The organism is Acinetobacter sp. 16, assembly GCF_033439925.1.
GTDB classification, from domain to species: Bacteria; Pseudomonadota; Gammaproteobacteria; order Pseudomonadales; family Moraxellaceae; genus Acinetobacter; species Acinetobacter junii.
This window is the reverse complement of record NZ_CP137746.1, coordinates 2,848,773-2,875,545: the sequence shown is the minus strand read 5'-3', so window position 1 is coordinate 2,875,545 and position 26,773 is coordinate 2,848,773. Positions and strand designations below refer to the sequence as shown.

At 39.1% G+C, this 26,773-nt stretch carries 30 protein-coding genes; 17 read left to right on the top strand and 13 right to left on the bottom strand.

Features of this window, described 5'->3' with window-relative positions; genetic code table 11:
• Positions 1–7 precede the first annotated feature (7 nt).
• The 10 genes from R2H34_RS13905 to rplM all read right to left on the bottom strand — a co-directional run bounded on the left by R2H34_RS13905 (position 8) and on the right by rplM (position 7,283).
• Positions 8–1,354: a sphingomyelin phosphodiesterase gene (locus R2H34_RS13905; protein ID WP_087539370.1), complete on the bottom strand. Its 1,347-nt coding sequence runs from the start codon at positions 1,352–1,354 to the stop codon at positions 8–10.
• Positions 1,355–1,690: 336 nt separating this feature from the next.
• Positions 1,691–2,110 carry a roadblock/LC7 domain-containing protein gene (locus R2H34_RS13900; RefSeq protein ID WP_005402056.1) on the bottom strand — a complete coding sequence of 140 codons (420 nt, stop codon included), beginning with the start codon at positions 2,108–2,110 and terminating at the stop codon, positions 1,691–1,693.
• A 21-nt stretch (positions 2,111–2,131) separates the two neighbouring features.
• Positions 2,132–2,674 (bottom strand): GTP-binding protein, encoded by a 543-nt coding sequence (locus R2H34_RS13895; RefSeq protein WP_004909026.1) that lies wholly within the window; start codon positions 2,672–2,674, stop codon positions 2,132–2,134.
• Positions 2,675–2,682: 8 nt separating this feature from the next.
• Complete coding sequence (locus tag R2H34_RS13890; RefSeq protein ID WP_087539371.1) at positions 2,683–3,654, bottom strand: hypothetical protein; 972 nt, start codon at positions 3,652–3,654, stop codon at positions 2,683–2,685.
• Positions 3,655–3,804: 150 nt separating this feature from the next.
• Entirely contained in the window at positions 3,805–4,164 is a 360-nt protein-coding gene (locus R2H34_RS13885; protein ID WP_087539373.1) for a hypothetical protein, read from the bottom strand.
• A 381-nt stretch (positions 4,165–4,545) separates the two neighbouring features.
• Positions 4,546–5,208: a hypothetical protein gene (locus R2H34_RS13880; protein WP_087539375.1), complete on the bottom strand. Its 663-nt coding sequence runs from the start codon at positions 5,206–5,208 to the stop codon at positions 4,546–4,548.
• A gap of 18 nt (positions 5,209–5,226) precedes the next feature.
• Positions 5,227–5,652, bottom strand: coding sequence for a ClpXP protease specificity-enhancing factor (locus tag R2H34_RS13875; protein ID WP_087539377.1), 426 nt, complete (start codon positions 5,650–5,652; stop codon positions 5,227–5,229).
• Positions 5,653–5,666: 14 nt separating this feature from the next.
• Positions 5,667–6,323, bottom strand: coding sequence for a glutathione S-transferase N-terminal domain-containing protein (locus R2H34_RS13870; protein ID WP_004909017.1), 657 nt, complete (start codon positions 6,321–6,323; stop codon positions 5,667–5,669).
• A 132-nt stretch (positions 6,324–6,455) separates the two neighbouring features.
• The gene (rpsI, locus tag R2H34_RS13865; RefSeq protein WP_004909015.1) at positions 6,456–6,842 is read right to left on the bottom strand and encodes a 30S ribosomal protein S9; all 387 of its coding nucleotides are present in this window, start codon (positions 6,840–6,842) and stop codon (positions 6,456–6,458) included.
• Between the two features lie 12 nt (positions 6,843–6,854).
• Positions 6,855–7,283 carry a 50S ribosomal protein L13 gene (rplM, locus tag R2H34_RS13860; protein ID WP_004909012.1) on the bottom strand — a complete coding sequence of 143 codons (429 nt, stop codon included), beginning with the start codon at positions 7,281–7,283 and terminating at the stop codon, positions 6,855–6,857.
• 261 nt (positions 7,284–7,544) lie between these two features.
• On the opposite strand from rplM, the gene R2H34_RS13855 reads away from it, so the two are divergent.
• The 17 genes from R2H34_RS13855 (at position 7,545) to R2H34_RS13775 (ending at position 23,424) form a co-directional block, all read left to right on the top strand.
• Positions 7,545–8,213 carry a hypothetical protein gene (locus R2H34_RS13855; RefSeq protein WP_004909009.1) on the top strand — a complete coding sequence of 223 codons (669 nt, stop codon included), beginning with the start codon at positions 7,545–7,547 and terminating at the stop codon, positions 8,211–8,213.
• 152 nt (positions 8,214–8,365) lie between these two features.
• A complete protein-coding gene (pdxA, locus tag R2H34_RS13850) occupies positions 8,366–9,334 on the top strand; it encodes a 4-hydroxythreonine-4-phosphate dehydrogenase PdxA (RefSeq protein ID WP_004909007.1) in 969 nt (322 codons plus the stop codon).
• 32 nt (positions 9,335–9,366) lie between these two features.
• Positions 9,367–10,179 carry a 16S rRNA (adenine(1518)-N(6)/adenine(1519)-N(6))-dimethyltransferase RsmA gene (gene rsmA, locus R2H34_RS13845; protein ID WP_004909004.1) on the top strand — a complete coding sequence of 271 codons (813 nt, stop codon included), beginning with the start codon at positions 9,367–9,369 and terminating at the stop codon, positions 10,177–10,179.
• Positions 10,179–11,018, top strand: a complete 840-nt coding sequence (locus tag R2H34_RS13840) for a symmetrical bis(5'-nucleosyl)-tetraphosphatase (protein ID WP_318342311.1) — start codon at positions 10,179–10,181, stop codon at positions 11,016–11,018. Before rsmA ends, R2H34_RS13840 begins: the two co-directional genes overlap by 1 nt.
• Before the next feature lie 124 nt (positions 11,019–11,142).
• A complete protein-coding gene (locus R2H34_RS13835; protein WP_171493065.1) occupies positions 11,143–12,459 on the top strand; it encodes a glycosyltransferase family 4 protein in 1,317 nt (438 codons plus the stop codon).
• Positions 12,460–12,486: 27 nt separating this feature from the next.
• Entirely contained in the window at positions 12,487–13,038 is a 552-nt protein-coding gene (locus R2H34_RS13830; RefSeq protein ID WP_151690576.1) for a phosphatase PAP2 family protein, read from the top strand.
• 82 nt (positions 13,039–13,120) lie between these two features.
• Positions 13,121–13,321: a Fe-S cluster assembly protein IscX gene (gene iscX, locus R2H34_RS13825; RefSeq protein WP_004652532.1), complete on the top strand. Its 201-nt coding sequence runs from the start codon at positions 13,121–13,123 to the stop codon at positions 13,319–13,321.
• A 106-nt stretch (positions 13,322–13,427) separates the two neighbouring features.
• The gene (gene ndk, locus R2H34_RS13820; protein WP_003654870.1) at positions 13,428–13,859 is read left to right on the top strand and encodes a nucleoside-diphosphate kinase; all 432 of its coding nucleotides are present in this window, start codon (positions 13,428–13,430) and stop codon (positions 13,857–13,859) included.
• A gap of 121 nt (positions 13,860–13,980) precedes the next feature.
• Positions 13,981–15,216, top strand: a complete 1,236-nt coding sequence (gene rlmN, locus R2H34_RS13815) for a 23S rRNA (adenine(2503)-C(2))-methyltransferase RlmN (RefSeq protein ID WP_042891255.1) — start codon at positions 13,981–13,983, stop codon at positions 15,214–15,216.
• Positions 15,217–15,232: 16 nt separating this feature from the next.
• Positions 15,233–16,033 carry a type IV pilus biogenesis/stability protein PilW gene (gene pilW, locus R2H34_RS13810; protein WP_004908991.1) on the top strand — a complete coding sequence of 267 codons (801 nt, stop codon included), beginning with the start codon at positions 15,233–15,235 and terminating at the stop codon, positions 16,031–16,033.
• Complete coding sequence (locus tag R2H34_RS13805; RefSeq protein WP_042891256.1) at positions 16,024–16,815, top strand: helix-turn-helix domain-containing protein; 792 nt, start codon at positions 16,024–16,026, stop codon at positions 16,813–16,815. Before pilW ends, R2H34_RS13805 begins: the two co-directional genes overlap by 10 nt.
• Before the next feature lie 24 nt (positions 16,816–16,839).
• A complete protein-coding gene (gene ispG, locus R2H34_RS13800) occupies positions 16,840–17,955 on the top strand; it encodes a flavodoxin-dependent (E)-4-hydroxy-3-methylbut-2-enyl-diphosphate synthase (RefSeq protein ID WP_004908985.1) in 1,116 nt (371 codons plus the stop codon).
• Complete coding sequence (gene hisS, locus R2H34_RS13795; RefSeq protein WP_039047056.1) at positions 17,952–19,244, top strand: histidine--tRNA ligase; 1,293 nt, start codon at positions 17,952–17,954, stop codon at positions 19,242–19,244. The genes ispG and hisS overlap by 4 nt, the downstream gene beginning before the upstream one ends.
• Positions 19,245–19,275: 31 nt before the next feature.
• The gene (locus R2H34_RS13790) at positions 19,276–19,974 is read left to right on the top strand and encodes a YfgM family protein (RefSeq protein ID WP_004950316.1); all 699 of its coding nucleotides are present in this window, start codon (positions 19,276–19,278) and stop codon (positions 19,972–19,974) included.
• Positions 19,974–21,116, top strand: coding sequence for an outer membrane protein assembly factor BamB (gene bamB, locus R2H34_RS13785; RefSeq protein WP_099949197.1), 1,143 nt, complete (start codon positions 19,974–19,976; stop codon positions 21,114–21,116). Before R2H34_RS13790 ends, bamB begins: the two co-directional genes overlap by 1 nt.
• 177 nt (positions 21,117–21,293) lie before the next feature.
• Positions 21,294–22,703: a ribosome biogenesis GTPase Der gene (gene der, locus R2H34_RS13780; RefSeq protein WP_004908978.1), complete on the top strand. Its 1,410-nt coding sequence runs from the start codon at positions 21,294–21,296 to the stop codon at positions 22,701–22,703.
• A 64-nt stretch (positions 22,704–22,767) separates the two neighbouring features.
• Positions 22,768–23,424, top strand: coding sequence for a 4'-phosphopantetheinyl transferase family protein (locus tag R2H34_RS13775; RefSeq protein WP_126132314.1), 657 nt, complete (start codon positions 22,768–22,770; stop codon positions 23,422–23,424).
• A gap of 78 nt (positions 23,425–23,502) precedes the next feature.
• On the opposite strand, the gene secF is transcribed toward R2H34_RS13775, so the two are convergent.
• The 3 genes from secF to yajC are packed head-to-tail and all read right to left on the bottom strand — an operon-like array spanning position 23,503 to position 26,764.
• Positions 23,503–24,471 carry a protein translocase subunit SecF gene (gene secF / locus R2H34_RS13770; protein ID WP_004908975.1) on the bottom strand — a complete coding sequence of 323 codons (969 nt, stop codon included), beginning with the start codon at positions 24,469–24,471 and terminating at the stop codon, positions 23,503–23,505.
• 10 nt (positions 24,472–24,481) lie between these two features.
• A complete protein-coding gene (gene secD, locus R2H34_RS13765) occupies positions 24,482–26,383 on the bottom strand; it encodes a protein translocase subunit SecD (protein ID WP_004964104.1) in 1,902 nt (633 codons plus the stop codon).
• 51 nt (positions 26,384–26,434) lie between these two features.
• Positions 26,435–26,764, bottom strand: a complete 330-nt coding sequence (gene yajC / locus R2H34_RS13760; RefSeq protein ID WP_004908970.1) for a preprotein translocase subunit YajC — start codon at positions 26,762–26,764, stop codon at positions 26,435–26,437.
• Positions 26,765–26,773 lie beyond the last annotated feature (9 nt).

The following is a 26,773-nucleotide window of genomic DNA, read 5'->3' as shown; positions in this document are numbered from 1 at the left end:
TTCCTACTTAGGGACCGTAGTTAAAATGTCCCATCACAGGGAAGTGATCTGATAAATCCCAAGTCATATAAAGCGGATCTGCGGTAGAACGTAAAATACGAACATCATTGCGAGATTGAATAGGCTGACGATGTGTATTTGAAGAAACGACATAATCTAAATATTCAACCGTTGTTCCACCCGAACCAGCTGCGCCAGCTAGTTTGTTGACACGTGGGTCAAAAGTTGAAGCAGTGTAACCAGTACTGATTGGTGCAGTTGCATTAAGATTGGTCAGCATATCTTGATAATCTTGCGGCCATAAGAATTTATTTACATTAAAGTCACCACCCATTAATACCGCATCGAAGCTAGGAATATTCTGCTGATTAATTAATTGACGGATTTGTTTAAATTGGACTTGTCGTAATGCACGTGCTTCATCTGTATCGAAGGAAGCCGTGTGGGTGGATGTTACGTGATAAGCTTTTCCATTTTTGATGATCTCAGCATAAATTACACCTTTGTCAGCAAAACAATCTGTTCCTGTACAATCTGGATAAATCATTTCAGCTGTTTTTACGATTGGATATCGACTTAAAACAAGGACACCACTGTCATATAAGTTATAGCCTGAACCAACTGGAACATGGGTTTGATATGGATATTGTTGGGCTAGTTGATTCAGCATACTAGTCCGTGATGATGAAAATGCTTCTTGAAGCAAAATGACATCATATCCATTTAAATGATTTGGTAACTCTGCTAGGCGTTCGCTAATTTTGCTTGCAACCATAGGCAATCCATAAATATTGTATGACAGTACTTTTAATTCATCTGCGCTATTGGATACAGGTTCTTGCACTGTGTTTTGGTGAATTGTGTAGTGGAAATCATCATACCCACCCGTATATTCAGCTTTGACCGCAGCCTGAGCAGATAAGCCTGCATAAGTTGTATTAATTCGATGAATTGCACGATCAGAATACCATGGCGATGTCGTGGTTGCTGTTTGGATACCATGCTTAATCGTACTACCTGTCCAAGTTCCTGTCATGGTTTGTTTGAGCGTTACTTGTGAATTTCCACTCGTTACAACAGTGTCAAAATTATAGGTTTTACCTGATTTTATGCCTGAGTATCGATTCATTCGCAGCACGCGTTTAGTCTCATAGGGTGCGATTTGAGTCGCTTCCTGAGCCCACTCATTTCCAGCTTGTAAAATATGCGTTCCAGTTTGAGTGATTTGTACAGATACCGTTTGAGGTGTTGTATTCGTGACAAATACATAAGAATCAGCATATGCATTTTGTGCAGATACGCCACCTGCTAAAAGCATAACCCCAGCGGCAAATTTAAAGCTGTCCAGCTTCATCGTTCTTCTCCGTTAAATTTAATTATTTGTGAACAAACTCCTTTTCATAATCATTTAAATTTTCGTTTTTGAATATTTTTTGGGTTATGATTTGTTCGAAAATAATCATAATTGAAAAATATTTATAATTCATTTAATTTTTTTTACCATTCAATTGAATTTGTATGATTTATCTTGTTGTTTAAGCATATTAAAAACTGGATAAGTAGGGTTTGTTCTGAATAGTTGGGTTATTTGCAATACTTCAAAAAAGAAAATTATAGAATGTGGATTTTCGAAATTAAAAAAGCTCTGACAAATTGATCATTCATCAGAGCTTAATTTATGCGTTATGAATTATGCTTGATCAGCTTCTATGATTGCTGCGCTTGCTTGCTTAAGGCTATATAACAATTGACCAAGTAATACGTCTTTGTTGCTTAAAGTCACCATAACCATTGGGTGGTGGGGGGCAGGGATTGAGGTCAGGATCGCCTTACCATTTTCTGCATCTAAAGTAATACTTTGACAGCCAGTAAGTTGAATCTCTTTTAAAAAGGCACTCACCATAGCCAGAATAGAACTACTCACCGCAGCAAGCTTAGTACTATTATATGGATTCTTCTTGTAAACTGATGCCAATTCAAAACCATCTGTAGAGCAGAGCATAATATAATCAATGCCACGAATATTCATCAATATGTCATTGGCTTGAGCTTTAGCCAAATGGATCAACTCCTTTGGCGCTGTACGTTGTTGACTTGGAATGCTGAACATAATTCTTCTCTTTCAAAATGATTAATTCGTTGCTCTCAGATTGACTTCTAATGCTGCAATCAGTGATTCAATCATCAGCAGAATGTGTTCTTGTTTTCGGGCATCAATAAAAAACAGAGGATATTGATACTCATTTTGAATTAACCAATCTCGATAAATTGAAATCGGTTGCCCTTTATTTTCATCAACATGCGTGATGCCGATCGAAATATTTTGTGTATAGTCTTTAAAAGTATCTAAATAGCCTTCTAGCTCCTCTAGAGGAACTTTACTATTATGATCAACCAAGATAATCACACCCAAAGCACCTTGGCAAATAACTGGCCAAATGAAATCGAATCGTGCTTGTCCAGGTGTTCCATAAAGTCCAATTTTAACACCGTCATCTAAAGTAATTTCACCATAATCAATGCCAACAGTAGTTTGCATTTTATTATGTGCCTGACTGTCTGTATTAAATGCTTCGGTTGCAAGCACAGGAATTTCGGAGAGAGATTTAATCGCTTCAGTTTTACCTGCACCCATGCTTCCTGCAAATACAATTTTATATTGTTGAAGAATCATAGAATTCCTTATAGCCCAAATCGGCGTCGGATTTTGCCGAAAAACTTATTTAAAAAGCCTTGTTGTTCGTTAGAGGCTTTGGTTTCCTCTAATTTTAAATAATGACTTTCTGACGCTGGGATAACACCGCCATTATTTGAAATAATGCATGCGGAAATAAATTGTTGAACCGTTTGAATAGGGAGTTTGAGTTGTGTAGCAACCTGTGAAAGTTGAGCTCCTTGTATAAAACATGCTGAAAGTAAAAGTGCAATTTTTCGATCTGTGCTTTGATGTGGTTGAGGCCAATACTCAATTTTGTAATATTCGTTTTCTTTAGGCGATAGCTTTTGGAATTCAGAAGAATGCCAAAAAAGATTCCATAACCAGTCTTGTAAGTCATATTCGACTTTACGAGAAACCTTAGTAAAATCAGATGTAGTAGCAAATTTATAGTTAAAACTATGATTTGTTTGTGTATTTAATCGAGTTGGCTCTAACCATGCAATTTGGCTACGCGTATCAATGATGGCTAAAGTGCCATGATCATCAAAGATGTGTAATCTTGCATTTTCTGGATTAAACATTTCAGCAAGAAATTTTTCATTTATTGCATCATGTTCTATCTTCAATTCATTTTTGGTTTGTTGTGGTTGGTGACTAGCCAAATAACTTAATAATCGATGTTGAATCCAGTTGTTTAGTGCATCCCCTTGCTGAAATGGCAGATAAAGTGTGTTGTTTTCTTCTATCGTTGATGAATCGTGATGTCCTTTAGATACTTTTAAGCAGGGTAATTGTTTTTCTTTAATAATTCGTTGGATACCTTCAGTATCAAAAAAATTTTCATTTATTAGTAGCAAGTCTATATTTGGATCGGCGATGTTTATCCAATTAATGCCAAATTCATTCGGTATTGTTTTTCTAAGTTCTATTTTTAATTCCTCTGAAACTTTTAAACTTATACCTGAAATTGCGATATTAATGCAATGTCCATTCATAGTATCACTTTAATGTTTTATAAAAAATTGGACTGCACAAAATTAGTCATAATTAATGACTAATAATAGACCTCTCATATATTTTTATATTTTAATGGAATATAAAAATATACAAGAAGTCTAGTATATAAAGTAACTAGATAATACTAATTAAGCAAAATTTAATTCTTTTTCAAACGTTTTAAGTTCGTGACGTGCCATAGCAAGGTTTGACTTGCTGCGGTCTAAAACAAGATAAAGGAACAAATTGCCATTGCTTTCTAGAGGACGAATAAGGTGATAAGCCTTACCTAAAGTAATCAAAATATCTTCGATATCATCGTTAAGTTTCAATGAGTTAGCTACAGGACGCTTTGCGCGGATTACTTCTGTATTACCAGCTGCTGCTAGTTCTAAATCAATTGATCCCCCACCTTGAGTTGCTAGTGCTAAACCGCTTTCTGTTTCTACTAACGCTGCTGCAACGAACCCATCAATATTTGTTAAGCTTTCTAGTGAAATTTTAGCTATGATATTATCTCTACTAATACATCTTGTTTATGAATTTATATTCCCTACTTTTGTTTTAGATTATTCTTCAAAAGCAGTTAATATCATTATAGGAATCTATAATTAAATCAATTGGGCTTTAAAATAATTTAATTCACAAGATGGCTGTAAATTGACAATTTTTGTCAAGCTATCAAAATAAAATAATAATTGAGAACTATATTTTAATTTTATTGTGAGTTGTTTCACATAAATAAATAGGTTTAAGTAGGTTTTTTGATTGTAAATAAATGTAAATAGAATGTTGCTTAGACAAGCTTAAAGATTTTATCAGAAAATAAGTGTGCTTATAAGGTATTGATTCAGCAGGTAATAAATACCTGCTGAATCTTTCTGACGTGTTTAGTTGATCATTAATTGGCTGTATGAACAATACATAAATAGCAAAATGACCAATGCAACAAATGGTGAAACAATGTACGCCCATTTTGGCGAGTCAATCATGTTTGTTTCATTTTCTTCAGTAATGTCATTATGATGCGGTTGTGCTTGATTTACCATTTGATTGAACTCCTGCATGGTTGCTTCTAATGAAATATCTATTTGCTCAACTGGTTTTGAGCCAATTAACTCATTTAATTGAGCACTTGACCAAACCCAATCATCTGCCTGGCCAGAAAGATGTTCGATTTGTCCTAATAACAATTCTGACATCCCAATTTGACCAAAATGACCTGTTTGATCGAGTTGATTTAATTCATTGAGTTGAAGAACAAGAATCTCTGAAATACTTGTTTCTAAGTCATTGGGAGCTAGTGCTGACTGATTATGCTGTGAGGTCGTAAGATGCCTAGCAATTTCTTGTATATACAGAGGATCCGCAGTTTGGATTTCTTGATATAGTTTTTTAGCGTTTTGCTTCCAGAGACTGATTAGGCGAGCAAGTGCAAGAGCATTGATCTCCTGAATGAAGACAGCCTTTTCTTTTACCGAATACTGATTTAAGAGTTGAGGTTTTTGAATTTTTATTTGTTCAGCAAAATATTGGACTAGGTCAAACGCCATATTCGATTTCCTTTTATTTTAATCTAAAATTCTAAGGGACGGTTTTTTCTTACTTGGTTCAGCTACTTCCGTTGATGGAGCTGTTTCAGCAACATTGTTTGTTTCTACAGCATCATATTCGCTTGGGTCAAAGAATAACCCCTGACCATTTTCTCTCGCATAGATGCCCAAGACAGCCTGAATAGGAACGTAAATGTCTTTTGCTACACCACCAAAACGCGCTGAGAAAGTAATTGCCTCATTACTCATATGTAATTGATGAATAGCATGTGGCGCCAAATTCAAAACAATTTGGCCATCTTTCACAAATTGTAAGGGTACTTCGGTATGTGGTTGGGTTGCGTCTACGAGTAGATATGGTGTGAGTTGGTTATCACAGATCCATTCATAAATTGCGCGTGCAAGATAGGGGCGTGTAGGGCTGAAATTCAATTGCTCTGACATAACTTATAAGCTTATTAAATCGTTGAAATTAACTCATTGTAGCTGTTTTTTTCTTGTGCTGTCATTGATTTGATAAATGCTGGTCTGTTGAAAACGCGGTGACAGTAAAGAAAAATAGGGCGGCAGTGCTGTTGGGGTAACTCAACCCCCATGTTTTTAAGTCGTAAAAAAATAGGGGCTAAGATACAGTCCAAAATCGAAAATGTTTCGGACATAAAAAAAGGGAAATGTTGAAATAAAGGCGTTAGCGAAATAAGCGTATCTCTAAGCTCTTTTTGTGCTTTTTGCTTAAGTTCTAAATTTAATGTGTCTGCATGTTTTAGCATGTGATCAGCAAGTTTGAACCAGTCTTGTTCGAAACGCCATATATATTGACGTTGTTCGGCTCTTGACATCGGTGCGTCAGCATACAGCTTATTTTGACGATATCGATCATCTAGATATTCTGAAATTACGGTAGCTGAAAATAGTTTTAGATTTTGTTCAATCAGCATTGGTAATTGATTGTAGGGATTAAGATCAGCGAGATCTTCATCTTCATGATCTGTGATAATGAGCTGATATTTGATTTGCTTTTCAGCTAATAAGAAACGAATCCAATGTGAGCGGAAATCATCTGCATGACTATACAACGTAATGCCTTGAACAGGCGTATTTTCAACCGATGACATATCACAAAACTAATTATATAAACGTTTTAGCATACTAAAAAAATCATACAAAAGCATCTTTGAATTCTTTTGTTTAATCTAAAATAAAAAACCTCGGAAAAATCCGAGGTTTTTGTCCAATTCGTAAAACGATTAACGTTTAGAGAATTGAGGACGTTTACGAGCTTTACGTAAACCAAGTTTCTTACGTTCAACTTCACGAGCATCACGAGTAACGAAACCAGCTTGACGAAGAGCAGGTTTTAAAGTTTCGTCAGCAGCGATCAATGCACGAGTAATACCGTGACGGATAGCGCCAGCTTGACCACCAATACCACCACCTTTAACAGTGATGTAAAGGTCATATTTTTCAGTTACTTCTAAAAGCTCTAAAGGCTGACGCACAACCATACGAGCAGTTTCACGACCGAAATATTGCTCTAAAGTACGATTGTTGATTACGAGTTTACCTGTACCAGCTGATAAGAAAACACGTGCAGTTGCGGTCTTACGGCGACCTGTACCATAGTTTGTAGCCATGTGCTGTATCCCTTAGATGTCCAAAACTTGTGGCTGTTGAGCTGTGTGAGGATGCTCAGCACCAGCATACACTTTCATTTTCTTGATCATAGCATAACCAAGAGGACCTTTTGGCAACATACCTTTTACAGCGCGTTGGAAAATTTCTTCTGGTTTGTGAGCAACTAACTTTTCGAAGTTAGTTTCACGGATACCACCAGGGAAACCAGTGTGGCGATAATATTTTTTATCTAGAGACTTGTTACCAGTTACTTGAACTTGTTCAGCATTGATAACAACGATGTAATCACCAGTGTCAACGTGAGGAGTATAAGAAGTTTTGTGCTTACCGCGTAAACGACGAGCGATTTCAGTCGCAAGGCGACCTAAAGTTTTGCCAGAAGCATCAACAACGTACCAGTCGTGTTGAACTTCAGCTGGCTTAGCGCTGAGAGTTTTCATTAACCACTACCTATTATAGTTGGTTTGAGCAAGGAATCGCCCAAACAAAAGGAGACCGAATTCTACATGAATTAATCGATCACCACAACAATAATCCTTTGGAAATGTCATATTTTGTGAATATTCGACCAGTTTTGTAATGTTCTTAAAATTAAGTGTCAGAAACGAATTTTAGCTTGTTAGGGACTCAAAACTGCCCTATTATTTTTATACCAAATATTTAAAAAATAGAAGTACTTATATGTTTTTTGGGGGAATTTGATGGACTCGTCGTTTTTTTTAAAAATTGCCATAGCTGTCTTGCTTTTACAGTTAAGCATAACCCAAACACATGCTCGGAAGCTCTATAAATGGGTGGATAGAAATAGTATTACAAATTATTCAGAATTTCAGCCGAAGGAAGGGTCGACACGCAAACTTGAGGTTTTGGAAAGCCGTGGTAATGAACATGTTGATCCGATGATGGCTGTCACAGCTGAAATGAAACCTATCGAAATTCCAGTTGATCCGATGAATCTTCAGGGAACATCGAGTTCAGCTGCTGCAACTCAAACAGTGAAACCTTCGACTCAAACTGTTGTGAAACAAGGAGTGCTTGCTGCTCAGCCTTATACAACTCCAATGAGCAGCACAGTTGTATCAAATGTAATTCAGAAGAAAGAATCACAGACTGAGCTTGTTCAACAAACTAGCGATAAAAAAGAAACTCCGATTAATCCTGTGGCTGATAAAGCTGCAAGTACTGTAGTTGTGACTGAGAAAACTGCGAATACAACGATCACTATTGAGAAAAAGGAAAAGCCACAAGCAATCGTGGTTGCTCAACCTGAGAAAAAAGATAAGCCTAAAATTAATCCATGGACGAGAACACCAACTTTCTCACCTTCTAACTTAGTGCCATCTAATTTGCCAAAAGTAAAAGCGCCTTGAGCAAGATAAATTCAATGTGTGAATACTTTTTAAAATTTTGCTCAAATTATTTTTGATATTTCACTGAGTACCAAAAATAAAGCAAATGCACTCAATCAAAATTTAATAGCGGTATATAATAGTTAGCATTGAAATCAAGTTAGGTCTGTAAGATGCTGCCGTTATATGTCACGTCAGGTGAGCCAGCTGGCATCGGTCCTGATATTTGTCTTAATTTGGCAAATAGACAAGATTTGCGTCCCGTTGTCGTTTTAGCTGATATAGATATGTTGAAACAGCGGATAGAACAACTCGGGCTTGAGGTTGAATTAGTTCTATACTCAGGTCAGACTGAACCGAGTTTGAATGGTCAATTATACGTCGAGCATATTGCTCTTGCTAAACCTGTCATTTTAGGCTGTTTAGATGCCGAGAATGCTTCTTATGTATTAGAACAACTTCATCGTTCAGCTGATTATGCGTTGTCTGGAAAAAGCGTAGGTGTTGCGACAGCTCCTGTACAAAAGTCGATTATCAATGATGCAGGCATTGTCTTTAGTGGACATACTGAATATTACCAAGAGTTTGCTCACGTTGATCGTGTTGTGATGATGTTAGCAACTAAAACCTTACGTGTAGCATTGGCGACAACGCATTTACCATTACGTGATGTTCCAGACGCCATTACTCAAGAGCGATTGCATCAAGTCATTGATATTTTGATTCATGATTTAAAAACAAAATTTAAAATTAACCAACCACGTATTTTGGTATGCGGGTTGAATCCTCATGCAGGTGAAGATGGTTATTTAGGACGTGAAGAGATTGATGTGATCAATCCTGTTTTGGAAGAGTATCGTGTTCAAGGTGTCCAAATGAGTCTGAGCTTACCAGCAGATACTTTGTTTACCTCTGAAAATTTAAAAGATGCGGATGCAGTTTTAGCCATGTATCACGATCAAGGTTTACCTGTGCTAAAATCACAGGGCTTTGGTGAAGCAGTCAATATTACTTTAGGCTTGCCATTTATTCGAACTTCGGTTGATCATGGTACAGCACTTTCTCTTGCTGGTACTGGGCAAGCAAAAGCGTCTAGCTTGCATGTCGCAGTTGATTTAGCACTTGATCTCGCTCGTGATTGATTAACGAGCCAATTATTCGCATTGGAATTATTATGTATCAAATTAATGCCCTAAACCCTAAAGATGAAGGGCATCAGGCTCGAAAACGTTTTGGTCAAAACTTTTTACATGATCAACGTGTGATTGCCAAAATTGTACGCTCAGTGAATCCTCGTGCGGGCGACAATATAGTTGAAATTGGTCCAGGTTTAGCGGCTTTAACTTCTCCATTGATCGGTGAGTGCGATGCTTTAACCGTAGTCGAACTTGACCGAGATTTGGCAGCAGGTTTACCTGGTCGAGTACCACATCCTGAGCGACTCACTATTGTTGAAGCAGATGCTTTGAAATATGACTTTACCCAATTATTCCAAGAAGGGCGTCCGCTCCGCATAGTAGGGAACTTGCCGTACAATATTTCAACGCCATTGCTTTTTCATCTTTTAGAGTTTGGCGATAAAGTCAAAGACATGCATTTTATGCTGCAGAAAGAAGTAGTGGATCGTATTACTGCCGAACCAAACACCAAAGAATATGGACGTTTATCTTTAATGATTCAGTATTACTGTAAACCAACGTTCTTATTTGAAGTGCCACCAGGTTCCTTTAACCCACCACCTAAAGTGACTTCAGCCGTGTTTCGTTTGGAGCCTTATGAGACGAAGCCAATTATTGCAAAAAATGAAAAAGCTTTGGCTCGCTTAGTTGGGCACGTCTTTACACAACGTCGTAAAACATTGCGTAATAGTTTGAAAGGTATGTTGGCTGAAGACGGCTTTGAGAAAGCTGGTGTAGATCCGATGGCTCGTCCTGAAACATTAAGTTTGGCTGACTTTGTGGCTTTATCTGACCAAATGGTGTCTTGATGTCTAAACGCTATAACTATGTGATTGGTGATGTGCAGGGTTGTTTTGAAGCATTAAAAGCACTTTTAAAAGAGATCCGTTTCGATCCTGATCAGGATTTTCTTTGGTTCGCTGGTGATTTGGTCGCGCGTGGTGAAAACTCGGTCGGTGTATTGCGTTTCGTCAAAAAACTTGCTGATCGTGGTGCTGCTGCTACTGTATTAGGCAATCATGATCTGACCTTGATTGCCTGTGCACGTGGGTTTAAGAAAATCAAAGACAAAGATCGGACTCAAGATGTAATTGATGCAATTGATGGTGATGAACTCATCGATTGGTTGCGTAAACAGCCATTAAGTTTGTCGCCAAATGACACTACGCTTATTACCCATGCTGGGATTCCCCATATTTGGTCAGCTGAAAAAACCGTGGAGCTTGCTCAAGAGGTGCAACACGCTGTCGGACATGAAGATCTGAGCGTTTTGGATGCTTTTCTGCGGGAAATGTATGGAGAGCAACCTGATTTGTGGACTGATGAATTATCAGGTGCTGAGCGTTTACGATGTATTACCAATTATCTGACTCGTATGCGTTTAACGGATATTGATGGACGTTTAGAGTTTAAATTTAAAGATGCTTTAGATGCTACAATGCCTGAAGGGTTTAAGCCTTGGTTTGAATATGATAGTTTGGCTGCGAAAACACACCATATTATTTTTGGGCATTGGGCAGCTTTACAGGGAAAAACAATTAACGCCAACATTCAGAATGTAGATGGTGGTTGTGTTTGGGGGCAGCAGTTGCTTGCATATCGTTTAGAAGATCAGCAGATCTTTGCGATAGATAATCCAATACAATAGTTTTTCTATATTTTATAAAATGCCCAGTATTTATCCGATATTGGGCATTTGTTGTTATAGCTTGTCAAAAAACTGTCATATCCTGATCATTAAAGTGTCAAAAAATATTTATAAGCTTTAAAGCATGAAAATAACGACACAAATGGATGGCGATATGCAAAGTACATACGCGACATCTCTTTTAGAGCAAGAACAGTTTCCTGAAAGCTTTAAGTTTTACTTTAAAAGGAAGCAACTTAAAAACAAACAAGATGAATTGTCTGAACTTCGAGATTTAGTTCGCCCACGTTTAAGAATCGCAATTGTTACTGAAACTTGGCCACCAGAAATTAATGGTGTCGCGATGTCGATGATGCAATTGTGTCAAGGATTACAAAGATTAGGGCATAAAATTTTATTGGTACGCCCGATCCAAAAAGAAGTATGTACAGAATTTCACCCTGATCAAGAGTGTTTAGTGCTGTCACAACCTGTACCCAAATACCCAAGTGTTCAGTTCGGTTGGCCACAATATCTTAAAGTTTCCAAAGCTTTTGAAAATTTCGCGCCAGATGTTGTGCATATCGTGACAGAGGGGCCATTAGGTTTAACAGCCTTACAAGCTGCGAAAAGTAAAAAAATTGCAGTCTCAAGTGGATTTCATTCAGCTTTCCATGATTTTAGTCGTTTTTTTGATTTGGCTTTTTTAGTCAAACCCATCCAGCGATATCTAACATGGTTTCATAACAGTACTGACGTAACCTGTGTCCCTAGCCAATTTACTGAACAAGCATTACGTAGTTTTGGTGTGACATGTCCGTTGGTCGTGGTTGGTCGTGGAGTGGATGTAGAAAAATTTTCACCCAAGCATCGCTCTCAAAAACTACGTCTAAGTTGGGGGGCTGATACAGATACTCGCGTGATGCTATATGTGGGTCGTTTATCTCCAGAAAAAGAAGTAGATGTTCTCATTAAGAGCTTTCATGCATTACAAGCTCATCAAGGTCACAATATTAAGTTCGTGGTCGTTGGAGATGGTCCTGATCGTGTCCGTCTAACAAAATTAGCGAACTCAAAAGATATTATTTTTACTGGCAATTTGAGTGGACAAGATCTTGCTGCTGCTTACGCGAGTGCGGACGTTTTTACTTTTGCAAGTCAGGCGGATACCTTTGGGAATGTAGTTTTAGAAGCGATAGCAAGTGGTCTAGCCGTTGTTGCTTATGATTATGTTTGTGCTCATCAGCACGTCAAACATGGTCAGACTGGGTGGCTAACACCTTTGGGTAACACAACTGAATTTGTTGAATTAATCTGTAATTTACCTGCGATAACGCAATTGAGAGCAATGGGGCAACTGGCGAGTGAAAGCGTTCAGTCGAATAGCTGGCAGTATCCCGTACAACAATTAGAACAAGCACTGTATCAGGTCGCAAAGGAGTCTCCCATGACCGTGACCTAAGCAATTCTCATTAAGAGGAGAAAAAATATGAAATTTGAAAATGCAAAAATAAAAATGCTCGATCTCGATTTAAAAGGCTGTGTTTACCTTAACCATCTATCACAGTCACAACGTATTGCACTATTTTTTAAAACGATTAGTCGTTTGGGAGATGGACCATTTTGGTATGTCATGTTGTTGTCTGTTTGGACAATACAGGGTTTGGCATACGGTCTGAATATACTCTATCTCATTGTGATGGGTTCTATAGGGACACTCATTTATAAATTATTGAAAAATAAAACGACCCGTCCTCGACCTTATCAAGTGCATCAGGTGATTGTACTAGGTGAGCGACCTTTAGATCATTTTAGCTTTCCTTCGGGGCACACTTTGCACGCAGCGATGGTGACAATCACATTAGGTTATATACAACCACTTTTACTCATTCTGATGTTGCCGTTTACCATACTGGTCGCTTTATCTCGTATGGTGCTTGGTCTGCATTATCCGAGTGATGTGATTGTTGGTGCGATAATTGGTGCATCAGTAGCCAGCACCATTATCTTACTCGCGCCAAGTTTTAACGTGATTTTGTGATGTTTTTGATGGTCATCACTATCTCTTAAAACACATCATTTGTTAAAGTACGTTCAATAATCACATTCTATTAGGTTAACTCATGGGTTTACGTTGGACAGATACGATTGATATTGCGATTGAACTCACTGAAGCACATCCAGATGTGGATCCACAATGGATTCGTTTTACTGATTTACATGCATGGGTTTGCGCATTACCAGACTTTAGCGATGATCCAAATAAGTCGACAGAAGGTTTGCTTGAAGCCATTCAAATGGCTTGGTTAGACGAAGTTCGTTAAAAATTTATCAGAAATCTCAGAACTTTTAGATATTCAAGCTGATTATTAACGATTACATCGGTATAATGCGGCAAATTTTTTAGTTTACACATAATAGGAGTCAATCATGGCGATTGAACGTACTTTATCTATCGTAAAACCAGATGCAGTTTCTAAAAACCACATCGGTGACATTTTTGCTCGTTTCGAAAAAGCGGGTTTGAAAATCGTTGCGACTAAAATGAAACACCTTTCTCAAGCTGATGCTGAAGGTTTTTATGCAGAGCACAAAGAACGTGGTTTCTTTGGTGATTTAGTTGCTTTCATGACTTCTGGTCCAGTAGTTGTATCAGTTCTTGAAGGTGAAAATGCAGTTCTTGCTCACCGCGAAATCTTAGGTGCTACAAACCCTAAAGAAGCTGCTCCAGGTACGATTCGTGCTGACTTCGCTGTAAGCATTGATGAAAATGCTGCTCACGGTTCTGACTCAGTAGCTTCTGCTGAGCGTGAAATCGCTTACTTCTTTGCTGATAACGAGATTTGCCCACGCACTCGTTAATCCAAAGTATTCAAGCCAGATAAGTGGTATACTACTTATCTGGTTTTTTGTTTTTTATAGATTGAATTGTGTGGATAATGCACAATATTTTCTAGTGCTGATATCGTTTAGGTAAATATACATGAGTTCTGCAGTGGTCGTTTCATCAGAAAATTTGGATGAAAAACAACAGTCTGTTTCTACATCTGTCGTCCAAGCTGCCGATAAAAAAGTAAATTTACTTGGCATGTCACGTACAGAATTAGAGACCTTTTTTGAAGAATTAGGTGAAAAGAAGTTTCGCGCTGGTCAAGTGATGAAATGGATTCATCAATATTTTGTTACTGATTTTGCTGAGATGACCAATATCTCAGGCAAACTTCGCGAAAAATTAGAAAAAATTTGTGAAATCAAAGCTCCTGAAGTTGTACACCGTAATTATTCTAAAGATGGCACTCGTAAGTGGGTTTTCCGTGTAGGAGATGGTGAGGGGTCTTTAGTTGAGACTGTACTTATTCCAGCAGAAGACAAAACGGGTGCGCGTAAAACACTTTGTATTTCATCTCAAGTTGGATGTGCGCTTGATTGTTCATTCTGTTCAACGGGTAAACAAGGTTTCCAACGTGACTTAACACCTGCTGAAATTATTGGTCAGCTTTGGATGGCAAATTATTCTTATATGGAAGATGTACCTGTTGCTGAGCGTGAAAGAACTGTAACTAATGTCGTAATGATGGGTATGGGTGAACCATTACTCAATTATGATGCGGTGTTGAGTTCTATGCAGTTAATGCTAGATGATTTCGCTTATGGTATGTCTAAACGCCGTGTAACTTTATCGACCTCTGGGGTTGTACCGAAGATTGACCAACTCGCACAAGATATTGATGTTGCTTTGGCAATTTCTTTACATGCACCAAATGATGAGTTGCGTAATGAGTTAGTACCAATTAATAAAAAATACCCATTAGCACAGTTAATCGCTGCTTGTCAGCGCTATTTAGCCAAAGATGGTAATGAAAGCGCACGTCGTCATGTCACGATTGAATATGTCATGCTTGAAGGTGTCAATGATCAGCCTGAGCATGCTCAACAATTATTAAAATTATTAAAAAATCTACCAAGTAAAATCAACCTGATTCCATTTAATCCATTTCCGCATGCGCCATACGGTCGTTCAAGCAGAAATCGTATTATTGCATTCCAAAAAACTTTGTCTGATGCAGGATTTGTGTGTACGATTCGTCAGACACGTGGTGATGATATTGATGCAGCATGTGGTCAATTGGTTGGGCAAGTTGCAGACCGAACTCGCCGTGCAGAACAATGGAAAAAGAAAGTGGCGCAACGACAAGAAATATTGCGCACACAAGGATAATCTTAGGGGAAAAGCGTTGAATACAACTCGACTAAAAACGATTTTAGCTACTACTGTTGTGTTTACTGTATTAGGTTTGACTGCCTGCCAATCAACAACGTTAAGAAAAGATCCAGAAAAGGCAGTACAAGTCCGAACTCAACTCGCTGCTGAATATATTCGAACACGTGATTTGGATTCAGCGAAACGCTCCCTTGATCAAGCTTTAAAAATTGATCCACGTGATGCTACTGCCAATATGATGATGGGTGTTTTGTTGCAACAAGAAGGCAGCAAACCAAACATGGAGAAAGCAGAAGCTTATTTTAAGCGAGCAATCTCTTCAGAACCCGATAATGCCCAAGCTCGTAATAATTACGGTACATATTTGTATCAAATGCAACGTTATAATGAGGCGATTGAGCAATTTACCGTTGCAGGTGCGACGTTAGGTTACGAACAGCGTTACCAATCGTTGGAAAACTTGGGTCGAATCTATTTAAAACTGGGTGATGTTGCGAATGCTGAAAAATCATTCAAGCAAGCCTTACAAGCAAATCGAAATTCGACAATTTCAATGTTAGAGTTGTCCGAAATTTTCTATTTGCAACAAAATAATAGAGATGCATCGCAACTTTATGAACAATACGTTCGTAATGTCGGGCAGAAAAATCAAGGTGCTCGTGCACTTTGGATCGGTATACGCATTGCTCGAGCGAATGCGGATCAATTAGGAATGCAAGTATTAGTGAATCAAATGCGTGCTTTATTTCCTGATAGTCCAGAATATCAACGTTATTTGCAATTACAGTACAGTACTGAGGCCGTATGGAAATAAATCCAAATTCACATCAGCCAACTGGCTCAACCTCACTTTCGTCTACGTTAGGAAATATTCAACGACCAGGTGAGTATTTGCGTCAAATTCGTATTGCACAAAAGAAAGAACTTGAAGAGATTGCAAACGTTTTGAATATGCCTGTTAAAACGTTAACGGCATTAGAGCAAGATGATTATAAATCATTGCCAGAAGCAACTTTCATCAAAGGTTACTATCGTGCGTATGCCAAATGCTTAAATGCAGATGCGAGTGCGATCATTCAACGCTTTGATGAAATCTACGCAAACGATACCGGCTTAAAAGCAAATCACGCTTTGAATAACTCTCCAATTAAAATTATGGGGAAACTTTCAGGCTCTAAAAGTGTACGTAATCGTAAATGGCTAAAACGTTTATCGATTTTAGTTGCTGTACTTGTTTTGGGGTGGTTAGCTGTAATGGCTGTACAGAACTGGACCTCAAGTCAAAAAGATGAAGTTGATGTACCTAAAGTGACGAATTCAGATGTCGAAATTCTTCCAATGGGCAATACCGTAACTACATCAGGTGATCAGTTGGTGCTTGGTTTTAGTCGTCCAACATCAGTTCATATTGTTGATGCGACTGGTAAAGTATTGGCAACAGGTCGTCAATCATCTACATTGACACTCAGTGGTGAGTCACCATTCCAAATACGTTTGGATGATGCAACTGCTGTGTCATTGAGTTTAAACCAAGAGCAAATCTCCTTATCTCCATACACCGTTAATGGAAAAGCAGAATTCCGTTTGTCTCGTTAATGCCAATTAGAGTAGAGCTATACGATGATCGTGAACCCAATTAAGCGCCGCCCGACACGAAAAATTCGTGTTGGTTCGGTGTATGTCGGTGGTGATGCGCCGATCAGTGTTCAAAGTATGACAAATACAGAAACTTGTGATGTCGATGCCACAGTTGCACAAATTCAGCGTTGTGTAGATGCAGGTGCCGATATCATGCGTGTTTCAGTGCCATCTATGGAGGCTGCTGAAGCTTTCGGTGCGATTAGAAAACGCGTTTCGGTTCCTTTAGTTGCTGATATTCATTTTGACCATCGTATTGCTTTGGCTGTCGCAGATTACGGGGCAGATTGTCTTCGTATCAATCCAGGTAATATTGGCTCAGATCAAAAAGTGCGTGAAGTCGTTGCTGCTGCAAAACATCATGGCATTTCAATTCGTATCGGGGTGAATGCAGGTTCTTTAGAGAAAGATCTGCAAGTCAAATATGGTGAACCAACGGGTCAGGCATTGCTTGAGTCAGCGATGCGTCATATTGATATCTTAGATCGTTTAGACTTTCATGAATTTAAGGTTAGTGTAAAAGCATCGAATGTATTTTTAACTATGGATGCTTACCGTTTATTATCACAACAGATTGATAATCCTCTGCATCTCGGTGTGACTGAGGCAGGCATCTATCGTACTGGAACGGTGAAATCAGCAATTGCACTTGGTGGGTTACTGATGGAAGGCATCGGCGATACCATGCGTATCTCGCTAGCTGCTGAACCAGAAGATGAAATTAAAATTGGTTTTGATATTTTAAAATCATTAGGTTTACGTTCGAATGGCATTAATTTCATTGCGTGTCCAAGTTGTTCACGTCAAGAATTTAATGTTATTCAAGTGATGCAAGCATTGGAAGAGCGTTTGGAAGATATCCGCACACCAATGGATGTCTCTGTGATTGGTTGTAAAGTCAACGGACCAGGGGAAGCTAAAGAAGCTGATATTGGTGTCGTTGGTGCGTCGCCGCGTTCACTTGTTTATCGCAATGGTGAAAAAAGCCATTTGATTGATACAAATCAATTGGTTGATGAAATCGAGTCGATGGTTCGTCAACGTGTTCAAGAGCTTGAAGAAGCAAAATCTAAAGAAATTATTCGTAGTTCATCATGAGTTCAATTGTCGCTATAAAAGGTTTTAATGACACCCTTCCATCGCAAACTGCGGCATGGAGAAGTCTGGAACAACAACTTGCATCTTTGATGGATGCTTACGGTTATCAGCAAATTCGTTTACCTATTGTCGAGCAAACTGGTTTATTTAAGCGCGCGATTGGCGATGCAACGGATATCGTTGAAAAAGAAATGTATACCTTTTTTGATAAAGGTAATCCACCTGAATCATTAACCTTACGTCCTGAAGGTACTGCAGGTTGTGTGCGTGCAATGTTGGAACATAACTTACTTCGTGGGGCAACTCCACGTGTATGGTATGTCGGTCCAATGTTCCGTTATGAAAAACCACAAAAAGGTCGCTACCGTCAGTTCCACCAATTTGGTGTCGAAACTTTTGGTGTAGCAACACCAGATATTGATGCTGAAATCATCCTTATGACGGCGCGTTTGTGGAAGCGTATGGGTGTCGCGGATAAAGTTCAACTTGAGTTAAACACTTTAGGTGAAACTGATGAGCGTACAGAATATCGTAATGCATTGGTTGCCTTTCTCAATGAGCATAAAGATGCATTAGATGAGGATTCACAGCGTCGTTTGACTACGAATCCGCTTCGTATCCTAGATTCTAAAATTGAGTCGACACAAAAAATTCTAGAAAATGCACCGAAGCTACATGATTTCTTGAAAGAAGACTCATTAAACCATTTCAACCAATTACAGCAATATTTAACAGATGCTGGCATTCAGTTTGTTATTAATCAAAAGTTAGTACGTGGTTTAGACTACTACAACAAAACTGTATTTGAATGGACAACAACCATGTTGGGTTCACAAGGTACAGTATGTGCTGGTGGTCGTTATGATGGTCTAGTTGGACAACTCAAAGGTAAAGCAGATCAATCGGTTCCTGCAGTCGGCTTTGCGATGGGAATGGAGCGTTTGCTGCTTTTGCTTGAGCAAGTTGAACAAGCTAAACCAGTTCGTGATTGTGAAGTGTTCTTATTGGCTGAGCCTGCTTACCAAGCGAAAGCATTGGTATTGGCTGAACAAGTCCGTGATCAGTTAGAGGCAGTCAACAGTTCGATTCGTTTCAAAACGGGTTCTCAGGGCAGCATGAAGAGCCAAATGAAAAAAGCGGATCAATCTGGCGCGATCTATGCGGTGATTTTAGGTGAGCGTGAGTGGGAATCACAACAGCTTCTGGTTAAAGAGCTTGCGACAGGGGAACAATCTCAGGTTGCGGTTACTGAATTGACAGCATTTTTGCTCGAAAAATTTAAACAATAAATTGCACAATATTTAGGAAAAGGACAATCACATGAGCTTAAGTGATGAAGAACAACTCGACAGTTTAAAGTCGTTTGCCAAAAAATATGGTTCTGCCATGATTAGCGGAATTCTCATTGCCTTGATTGCCTTTTTTGGTTGGGAATATTGGCAAAAGAAGAATTTGGCTGAATCACAGAATCAAACAGCTAAAGTCCAAAAGCTCATGGACGAAGCTAAAGCGGTTGCGGGTCAACCCAATGCTTTTGCGACGGTATCAGAAGCTGCTGATAAGATTGTGAAAGATGATGCTGATTCAGTGCAAGCAATTCAGACGCAATTCATTTTGGCTAAGCTAGCATATGAAAAACAAGATTATGCTGCAGCTGAAAAAGCATTAAAGAAAGTCGAAAACTCAAAAGTTAAAGACGCAGGTTTAATGCAAATTGTGAAAATACGTTTAGCTGATTCGCAATTGGCACAGAAAAAATATGATGAGGCTCTAAAAACCTTATCTAATGTTTCTGAACCTGCTTTTAAAGCAACAGTAGATGAGTTGCGTGGCGATATTTATGTTGCTAAAAAAGATGTTGAATCTGCACGTAAGGCGTATCAAAGTGCATGGAATAATGTACTTGAACGTAAGCAAGAACGTCAGCTTTTACAAATTAAACTCGAAAGTGTTGGCGTTTTAGTAGATGATCCTGATTTTGAACGCCCAATCTTAGATACTAAAGTGGATGAGTCTTAATGCAGAATATACTAAAACTCCCTTTGGCAATTGCAGTTGCTTCAGCCTTGTTGGTTGGATGTTCGAGCAACAAAGTTAAAGAAGCAAAACCGAATCCTTTGCCAAAAATACAGCAACAACAAAGTCTTAACCTTGTATTTTCGCAAAGTGTTTCTTCAACGAATGCTGCTGAAGCATTACGTTTGCAATTGGACACAGATAACGGTGTGATTTTTGCGATTGATCCAGACGGTCAGGTTTCTGCTTACAAAGGTAAAGATCGACTTTGGAAAAGTAAAATTACCAAACAAGAGCTAACTGCTGGCGTGGAAGCTGCTGAAGGCATCGTGATTATCGGCAACCGAAAAGGTCAATTATTTGCTATTGATCAAATGACTGGCGAACAAAAATGGACAGCGCAATTGTCTGGTGCCATTTTATCTCCATCATTAATCCAATCAGGGCGTGTGATTACGATTGCAAATGACGGTACTGTTTTTGCTCATGATGCAGTTACAGGGCAGCAAGTTTGGGCCTATAAATTACCAAATGTTCAATTCAGTTTGCGTGGTCAACCAGCACCAGTGGCATTAGATGAGCGAACAGTTTTAGTCGCTTCTGCAAATGCTTATGTTTATGGCTTGGATGTAATTAGTGGAGTTCCACGTTTCCAACGCCGTGTTGCAATCAGTGAAGGGCGTTCAGACATCCAGCGTTTGATCGACATTGTTGGTGATCCTGTTGTTGCTGGTCAATATTTGGTTACAACAAGCTTCCAAGGTCAAGTCACTGTCACTGACTTAGCGACACAACGTGTGGTCTGGAGCGAGGATGCAAGTAGTACCAATCGCCCTGAAGTCGCAGAAGATAAAGTTTTCATCTCAACTGTTGATGGCAAATTAAATGCTTACAATTTAGCGACAGGTGAGTTGGTTTGGCAAAATGAAGAATTACTGAATCGCCAACTGAGTAACCCAGTTGTACTTGGTCAAAACCTTGTGGTTGGTGATCTAGATGGTGTTTTGCATTTGATTGATCCAGCGTCAGGTAAACTAGTTGGGCGTGCAAAAACCAGCGGTGAAGTGCAGTCCTTACGTGTCATCAATGACCAACTTTATGTGGCAACACGAAAAGGTGCATTAAGCATTTGGCAGAATCGTTAATTTTTCCTACGCTTGTGTTAAAATGCTTAATTAGCAGTTGCTAATAAAAGAATGATCGGGGTATTTGTGTATACAAAACCCCGAATTTTTATTGTGATTTTTTAAATCACCAAAATCTTCCATACTGTTTCTAGAATGCTGTCATCAACGATGGCTCGTCTGAATTAAGGTTAATTTATGAAACCCGTTATTGCGCTCATTGGTCGTCCAAACGTCGGAAAATCAACGCTATTTAACCAAATCACAAAAAGCCGTGATGCTTTGGTTGCTGACTTCGCTGGTTTAACTCGTGACCGCAAATATGGTGACGCGGTTTATCAAAACAAATCCTTTATTGTGGTTGATACAGGTGGTATCGGTGAAAATGAGGGTGGTATTGACTCTTACATGGCGGAGCAGTCAAAAACTGCGATCCATGAAGCTGATATTATTATCTTTGTAGTTGATGCACGTGCTGGACTTTTAGCATCAGATGAGCAAATTGCCCGTGAACTACGTACATTGGGTAAAAAAGTTTACTTAGTTGCTAACAAAGTTGATGGTGTACATGCTGAAGCAGCCCTTGTTGAGTTTTATAAGCTCGGTATGGGTGAACCGATGCAAGTTGCTGCGAGTCATGGTCGTGGTGTTCAGCAAATGCTTGAAGAGGTATTAGCTGAAGTACCTGAAGATGAGAATCCAGAAGAGCATAATAAAAACACGGGTTTACGTTTAGCCATTATTGGTCGTCCTAACGTTGGTAAATCAACATTGGTCAACCGCTTACTTGGTGAAGAACGTGTAGTTGCATTTGACCAACCAGGTACGACACGTGACTCGATTTATATCCCATTTGAACGAGATGGTCGTCAATATACGTTGATTGATACTGCAGGGGTGCGTCGTAAAGGTAAGGTTGATGAAATGATTGAGAAATTCTCAATCGTAAAGACTTTGCAAGCGATGAAAGATGCACATGTAGTTGTCGTTGTAGTTGATGCTCGTGAAGGGATCGTTGAACAAGATTTACATTTGATTGGTTATGCGCTTGAAGCGGGTCGTGCGATGGTGATTGCCATCAATAAATGGGACAACATGACCGAGTACGATCGTAAGCAATGTAAACTCGATGTTGAACGTCGTTTCGATTTCATTCCTTGGGCAAAGATTCATTTGATCTCAGCTTTACACGGTACAGGTGTGGGCGAATTATACCCATCTATTCATCGTGCCTATGAATCTTCAAATCTGAAAGTATCACCAGCAAAATTAACGCAAATTCTAAATGATGCGACTGAAGCACATCAGCCACCTTCAATTGGTGGTCGTCGTATCAAAATGCGTTATGCGCATATGGGGGGACAAAATCCACCAACGATTGTGATTCACGGGAATAAAGTGGATAAGACACCTGCGGATTACCGTCGCTATTTAGAAAACGTGTTTCGTAAGGTTTATAAACTGGAAGGTACCCCTGTAAAAATCGATTTTAAAACTTCTGAAAATCCATTCGAAGGGCGTAAGTCTCAAGTGGATGAGCGCGTTGCAGCACGTAAGCGTCGTTATATTCAGAAATTCAAAAAGGCTGAAAAGAAATTTAAGCGATAATTTTTTGAGTGTCATCAAAACCCAAATTTTAATTTGGGTTTTTTTATCTATAAGGACATGATCAATGACTCAGCGTAAGATTGAATTACATGTTCAAACGCTAGATAACATTTTAGATTTACAGCAAAGCGATTTTTCTGATTTTCGCTCATTTAATGACTATAAAAAACAACAGATCAAGCAGTTTCGTAATCAATTACTATCACAACATCTCGGATGTGATGTTGCTGATTTAGATTTTGCCAAACATGAGCATGGTAAACCTTATTTAACTTCTCATATGCTCAACTTTAACCATTCACATAGCAAAAAAAGCTATGTGTTAGGACTAAGTGATCGAATTCGGGATATTGGTGTTGATCTCGAGGAATTGGAACGCAAAGTGCGTTTTGATGCTTTTGCTAAACATGCTTTTCATCCCAAAGAATATGAAATTTGGCAACAGTTGGATGAAGATAGGGAGTACTGGTTTAAAGTTTGGACGACCAAAGAAGCTGTTTTAAAAGCTTCGGGTCTGGGTATCCGTTTGGATCTGAATACTCTGAATACAAATGTACATCCAGAACAGCAGGGAGGGATGTGTTCACATCCTTTAATTGGAACATTTGGTTATCAGAACTTTTCGTTGAATCAAAAAATTATATTGACTATAGCTTGGCGAGCTGAACTCTCTTGTAGAGGTTTCCAGTTTCCTGATATTCAGGTAATTCAACATGACTAAATACTAATTTAAAAATGATCACCTACAAAAAATGCCAGTGATAACACTGGCATTTTTAATCTGTATTTGTGGAAAACTTTAAGGAATATGATCTTCTTCAAATTCAGGTTTAACTTGAACAATAAAATCTTGACGGTTAAGACCACGCCATAATGCAAATGCTGTTCCGATATAAATCGATGAATAGGTACCAACGAATACACCGACAAACATGGCAACAGAGAATAAATGCAGACCATCACCACCAACAAACATCATTGCTAGAACTACAAGTAACAATGTCATTGAGGTATGAATGGTACGACGTAAAGTTTCTGTTAATGCGATATCAACAATTTCACGTGGTGTCGCACCGCGAATCTTACGGAAATTTTCACGAATACGGTCTGAGACAACGATGTTATCGTTAAGTGAGAAACCCATTACCGCAAGAATCGCTGCAAGTACACTTAGATCAAATTGCCATTGGAATAATGCAAATGTACCGATAATGATGATGATATCGTGGAATAACGATAACACAGCACCCATCGCAAGTTTGAATTCAAAGCGAATCGTCACGTAGATCAACATCAGAATCATCGCAAGCGCTAATGCACCCGCAGAGCGAATGTATAGCTCATTACCGACTTGACCGCCTACAGCATCAACTTTATGTACTTCAGCAGCATTGTTTGGTAACTGCACTGCTTTAGTAATCGTTTCACTTAGGTCTGCTACGTTTAAATCTTCTTGTACTGGCATACGTACAATTAGGTCAGTATTACTTCCTAAAGTTTGTACAACAGCATCTTTAAATCCAGCACGATCTAATGCTTGTGAAACTTGAGCAGGTTGAACTGCCTGAGCATAATTCAACTCAGCTGATACACCGCCTGTAAAGTCTAAACCGAGGTTTAGACCTTTCGTCGCAATAAAAAAGATACTTACGATGGTCAGCAAGATTGAGAAGATTGCAGCAGGTTTTGCTATCTTCATAAATGGGATGATTTTTGCATCATCAGGACGACCGTATTGTTTTGAGTCTTGTTGAGTCAGATCAGTCATATGAATCTCCTTAAATGCTCAACTTAGTCAAATTACGGCGTTTGCCATAAATGAGTTGTACAATCGCACGTGTTACTGTAATTGCAGTAAACATTGAACATACGATACCAATCATAAGCGTCACAGCGAAGCCTTTGATCGGACCTGTACCGATAGCGAATAAGATAAATGCAACAATAAACGTCGTTAAGTTCGAGTCAAAAATAGTGTTATAGGCTCGATCATAACCCGCAACAATGGCTTGTTTTGGAGAGGCACCCCACAGCATTTCTTCTCGTATTCGTTCACAGATCAGAACGTTTGCATCGACAGCCATACCGATACCAATCACGATACCTGCAATACCAGGAAGGGTAAGGGAAGCACCTAACCAAGACATAACAGTAAGAATCATCGCAAGGTTAAATACCAGAGCGAAATTCGCAATTACACCAAACAAGCGGAAGAATACCACCATCCAGATTGCAACAAGAATGAAACCAATCTGAGTAGATAACACACCTGCATCAATATTTTCTTGACCGAGGCTAGGACCAACCACACGTTCTTCCACGAAGTACATTGGCGCAGCCAAGGCACCTGCACGAAGCATCAACGCCAGTTCAGCCGCCTCCTGTGGAGAGTCAAGCCCCGTGATACGGAACTGTGAACCCAAAACGGCCTGAATAGTTGCGGCATTGATCACAACAGATTCAGTATACGGTGTGCGGACTTCTGTTTGAGTACCTGTAGCTGGATCAGTGACATAGCTAATTTTTTGTTTATTTTCAATAAACAATACAGCCATACGTTTGCCAACAGCATTACGTGTTGCATCTGCCATGAGCTTACCGCCAGCAGTGTCTAACGTAATATTAACTTCTGCACCACCAGAGTCTTGGCTAAAACCAGAACTTGCATTTTGAACGCGTTCACCTGTCAAAATACGGTTACGATTTAACAGAAGCTGTCGGCCACTATCCAGTGATTCATAGGCAAATAATTCCGTGCCTGGAGGAAGCGGCTGACCATTATATTTTCCTGTATATGGGTCAATATATTGATCATTACTATCAGCAACCAAACGGAATTCTAAGTTTGCTGTACGACCTAAGACACGTTTTGCTTCAGCAGTATCTTGAACGCCAGGTAACTCAACCACGATACGGTTGCTACCCTGAGTTTGTACCAATGCTTCAGCAACACCTAACTCGTTAATACGATTACGTAGGGTCGTTAAGTTTTGATTCACCGCGTAAGATTGAATTTCTTGACGACGAACATCTGTATAGTTGAGTTTTAGTAAAGCACCATCTGTACTTGCTAGTGCTTGCTGTGTGAACTCATTGCCATTTCGACGTAAGAAATCTGCTGCTGCATCACGGTCAGTTGTATTGGCAAACTGAACAGTAATGGTATTGTTATTCAGTGCTAAATTATTAAATTTGATTTTGTTGTCACGAAATTGACGACGCAGATCAGTTGCCGATGTTTCCATACGTTGGCTAATCGCTTTATCCATGTCGACTTCGAGCAAGAAGTGTACACCACCGCGTAAGTCCAAACCGAGTTTCATCGGTTTTGCACCAATCTTTTGCAACCATTCAGGTGTGGTTGGCGCAAGGTTAAGTGCAACCACGTAGTCTTCACCTAAATCACGACGTAGCACTTCTTTTGCTTTTAATTGAGCTTCTGAAGTGTCTAAACGTAATAATGCCGCATTGTTGGTGAAACTATTATCATGGCTACTGATGTTGGCAGCTTTCAGAATCTGCTCAGCTTTTTGCACAACCGTTTGATCAATTTGTGTACCTGCTTTTGCACCAGAAATTTGGACAGCAGGTTCATCAGGATACAGACTTGGAAGTGCATATAACGTACTGATCACGAGAACGACGAGAATCAGTAAATATTTCCATGCAGGGTAACGCATTCGTTTTCTTCTTAAATGAAAAAGTCGTGCTGAGGCACGACTATTTTATGATTAAAGGTTATTTAGTGTGCCTTCAGGTAATACTGAAATGACACTTGCACGTTGGATTTTTACTTCTACGCCACGGCTTAACTCAACAACAGCGAAGTCACCATCAAGCTTCGTGATTTTCCCCATTAAACCACCAGCAAAAACGATTTCACTTCCCACACCTAAGCTTTCGATCAAAGAACGGTGTTCTTTCGCACGTTTAGCTTGAGGTCTCCAGATCAAGAAATAGAAGATTGCAATAAAAACAGCAATCATCAATAAGTTTGCCATTAAGCTTGGGCCTTGAGCTGCTGCAGGAGCAGCGTGAGCGGTAGAAATGAAAAAGCTCATTTTAATTTC

Coding starts and splice junctions, on each gene's coding strand:
- R2H34_RS13905 (WP_087539370.1), bottom strand. CDS start 1,354: ATGAAGCTGGACAGCTTTAAATTTGCCGCTGGGGTTATGCTTTTAGCA.
- R2H34_RS13900 (WP_005402056.1), bottom strand. CDS start 2,110: ATGTTCAGCATTCCAAGTCAACAACGTACAGCGCCAAAGGAGTTGATC.
- R2H34_RS13895 (WP_004909026.1), bottom strand. CDS start 2,674: ATGATTCTTCAACAATATAAAATTGTATTTGCAGGAAGCATGGGTGCA.
- R2H34_RS13890 (WP_087539371.1), bottom strand. CDS start 3,654: ATGAATGGACATTGCATTAATATCGCAATTTCAGGTATAAGTTTAAAA.
- R2H34_RS13880 (WP_087539375.1), bottom strand. CDS start 5,208: ATGGCGTTTGACCTAGTCCAATATTTTGCTGAACAAATAAAAATTCAA.
- R2H34_RS13875 (WP_087539377.1), bottom strand. CDS start 5,652: ATGTCAGAGCAATTGAATTTCAGCCCTACACGCCCCTATCTTGCACGC.
- R2H34_RS13870 (WP_004909017.1), bottom strand. CDS start 6,323: ATGTCATCGGTTGAAAATACGCCTGTTCAAGGCATTACGTTGTATAGT.
- rpsI (WP_004909015.1), bottom strand. CDS start 6,842: ATGGCTACAAACTATGGTACAGGTCGCCGTAAGACCGCAACTGCACGT.
- rplM (WP_004909012.1), bottom strand. CDS start 7,283: ATGAAAACTCTCAGCGCTAAGCCAGCTGAAGTTCAACACGACTGGTAC.
- R2H34_RS13855 (WP_004909009.1), top strand. CDS start 7,545: ATGGACTCGTCGTTTTTTTTAAAAATTGCCATAGCTGTCTTGCTTTTA.
- pdxA (WP_004909007.1), top strand. CDS start 8,366: ATGCTGCCGTTATATGTCACGTCAGGTGAGCCAGCTGGCATCGGTCCT.
- rsmA (WP_004909004.1), top strand. CDS start 9,367: ATGTATCAAATTAATGCCCTAAACCCTAAAGATGAAGGGCATCAGGCT.
- R2H34_RS13840 (WP_318342311.1), top strand. CDS start 10,179: ATGTCTAAACGCTATAACTATGTGATTGGTGATGTGCAGGGTTGTTTT.
- R2H34_RS13835 (WP_171493065.1), top strand. CDS start 11,143: ATGAAAATAACGACACAAATGGATGGCGATATGCAAAGTACATACGCG.
- R2H34_RS13830 (WP_151690576.1), top strand. CDS start 12,487: ATGAAATTTGAAAATGCAAAAATAAAAATGCTCGATCTCGATTTAAAA.
- iscX (WP_004652532.1), top strand. CDS start 13,121: ATGGGTTTACGTTGGACAGATACGATTGATATTGCGATTGAACTCACT.
- ndk (WP_003654870.1), top strand. CDS start 13,428: ATGGCGATTGAACGTACTTTATCTATCGTAAAACCAGATGCAGTTTCT.
- rlmN (WP_042891255.1), top strand. CDS start 13,981: ATGAGTTCTGCAGTGGTCGTTTCATCAGAAAATTTGGATGAAAAACAA.
- R2H34_RS13805 (WP_042891256.1), top strand. CDS start 16,024: ATGGAAATAAATCCAAATTCACATCAGCCAACTGGCTCAACCTCACTT.
- ispG (WP_004908985.1), top strand. CDS start 16,840: ATGATCGTGAACCCAATTAAGCGCCGCCCGACACGAAAAATTCGTGTT.
- hisS (WP_039047056.1), top strand. CDS start 17,952: ATGAGTTCAATTGTCGCTATAAAAGGTTTTAATGACACCCTTCCATCG.
- R2H34_RS13790 (WP_004950316.1), top strand. CDS start 19,276: ATGAGCTTAAGTGATGAAGAACAACTCGACAGTTTAAAGTCGTTTGCC.
- bamB (WP_099949197.1), top strand. CDS start 19,974: ATGCAGAATATACTAAAACTCCCTTTGGCAATTGCAGTTGCTTCAGCC.
- der (WP_004908978.1), top strand. CDS start 21,294: ATGAAACCCGTTATTGCGCTCATTGGTCGTCCAAACGTCGGAAAATCA.
- R2H34_RS13775 (WP_126132314.1), top strand. CDS start 22,768: ATGACTCAGCGTAAGATTGAATTACATGTTCAAACGCTAGATAACATT.
- secF (WP_004908975.1), bottom strand. CDS start 24,471: ATGACTGATCTGACTCAACAAGACTCAAAACAATACGGTCGTCCTGAT.
- secD (WP_004964104.1), bottom strand. CDS start 26,383: ATGCGTTACCCTGCATGGAAATATTTACTGATTCTCGTCGTTCTCGTG.
- yajC (WP_004908970.1), bottom strand. CDS start 26,764: ATGAGCTTTTTCATTTCTACCGCTCACGCTGCTCCTGCAGCAGCTCAA.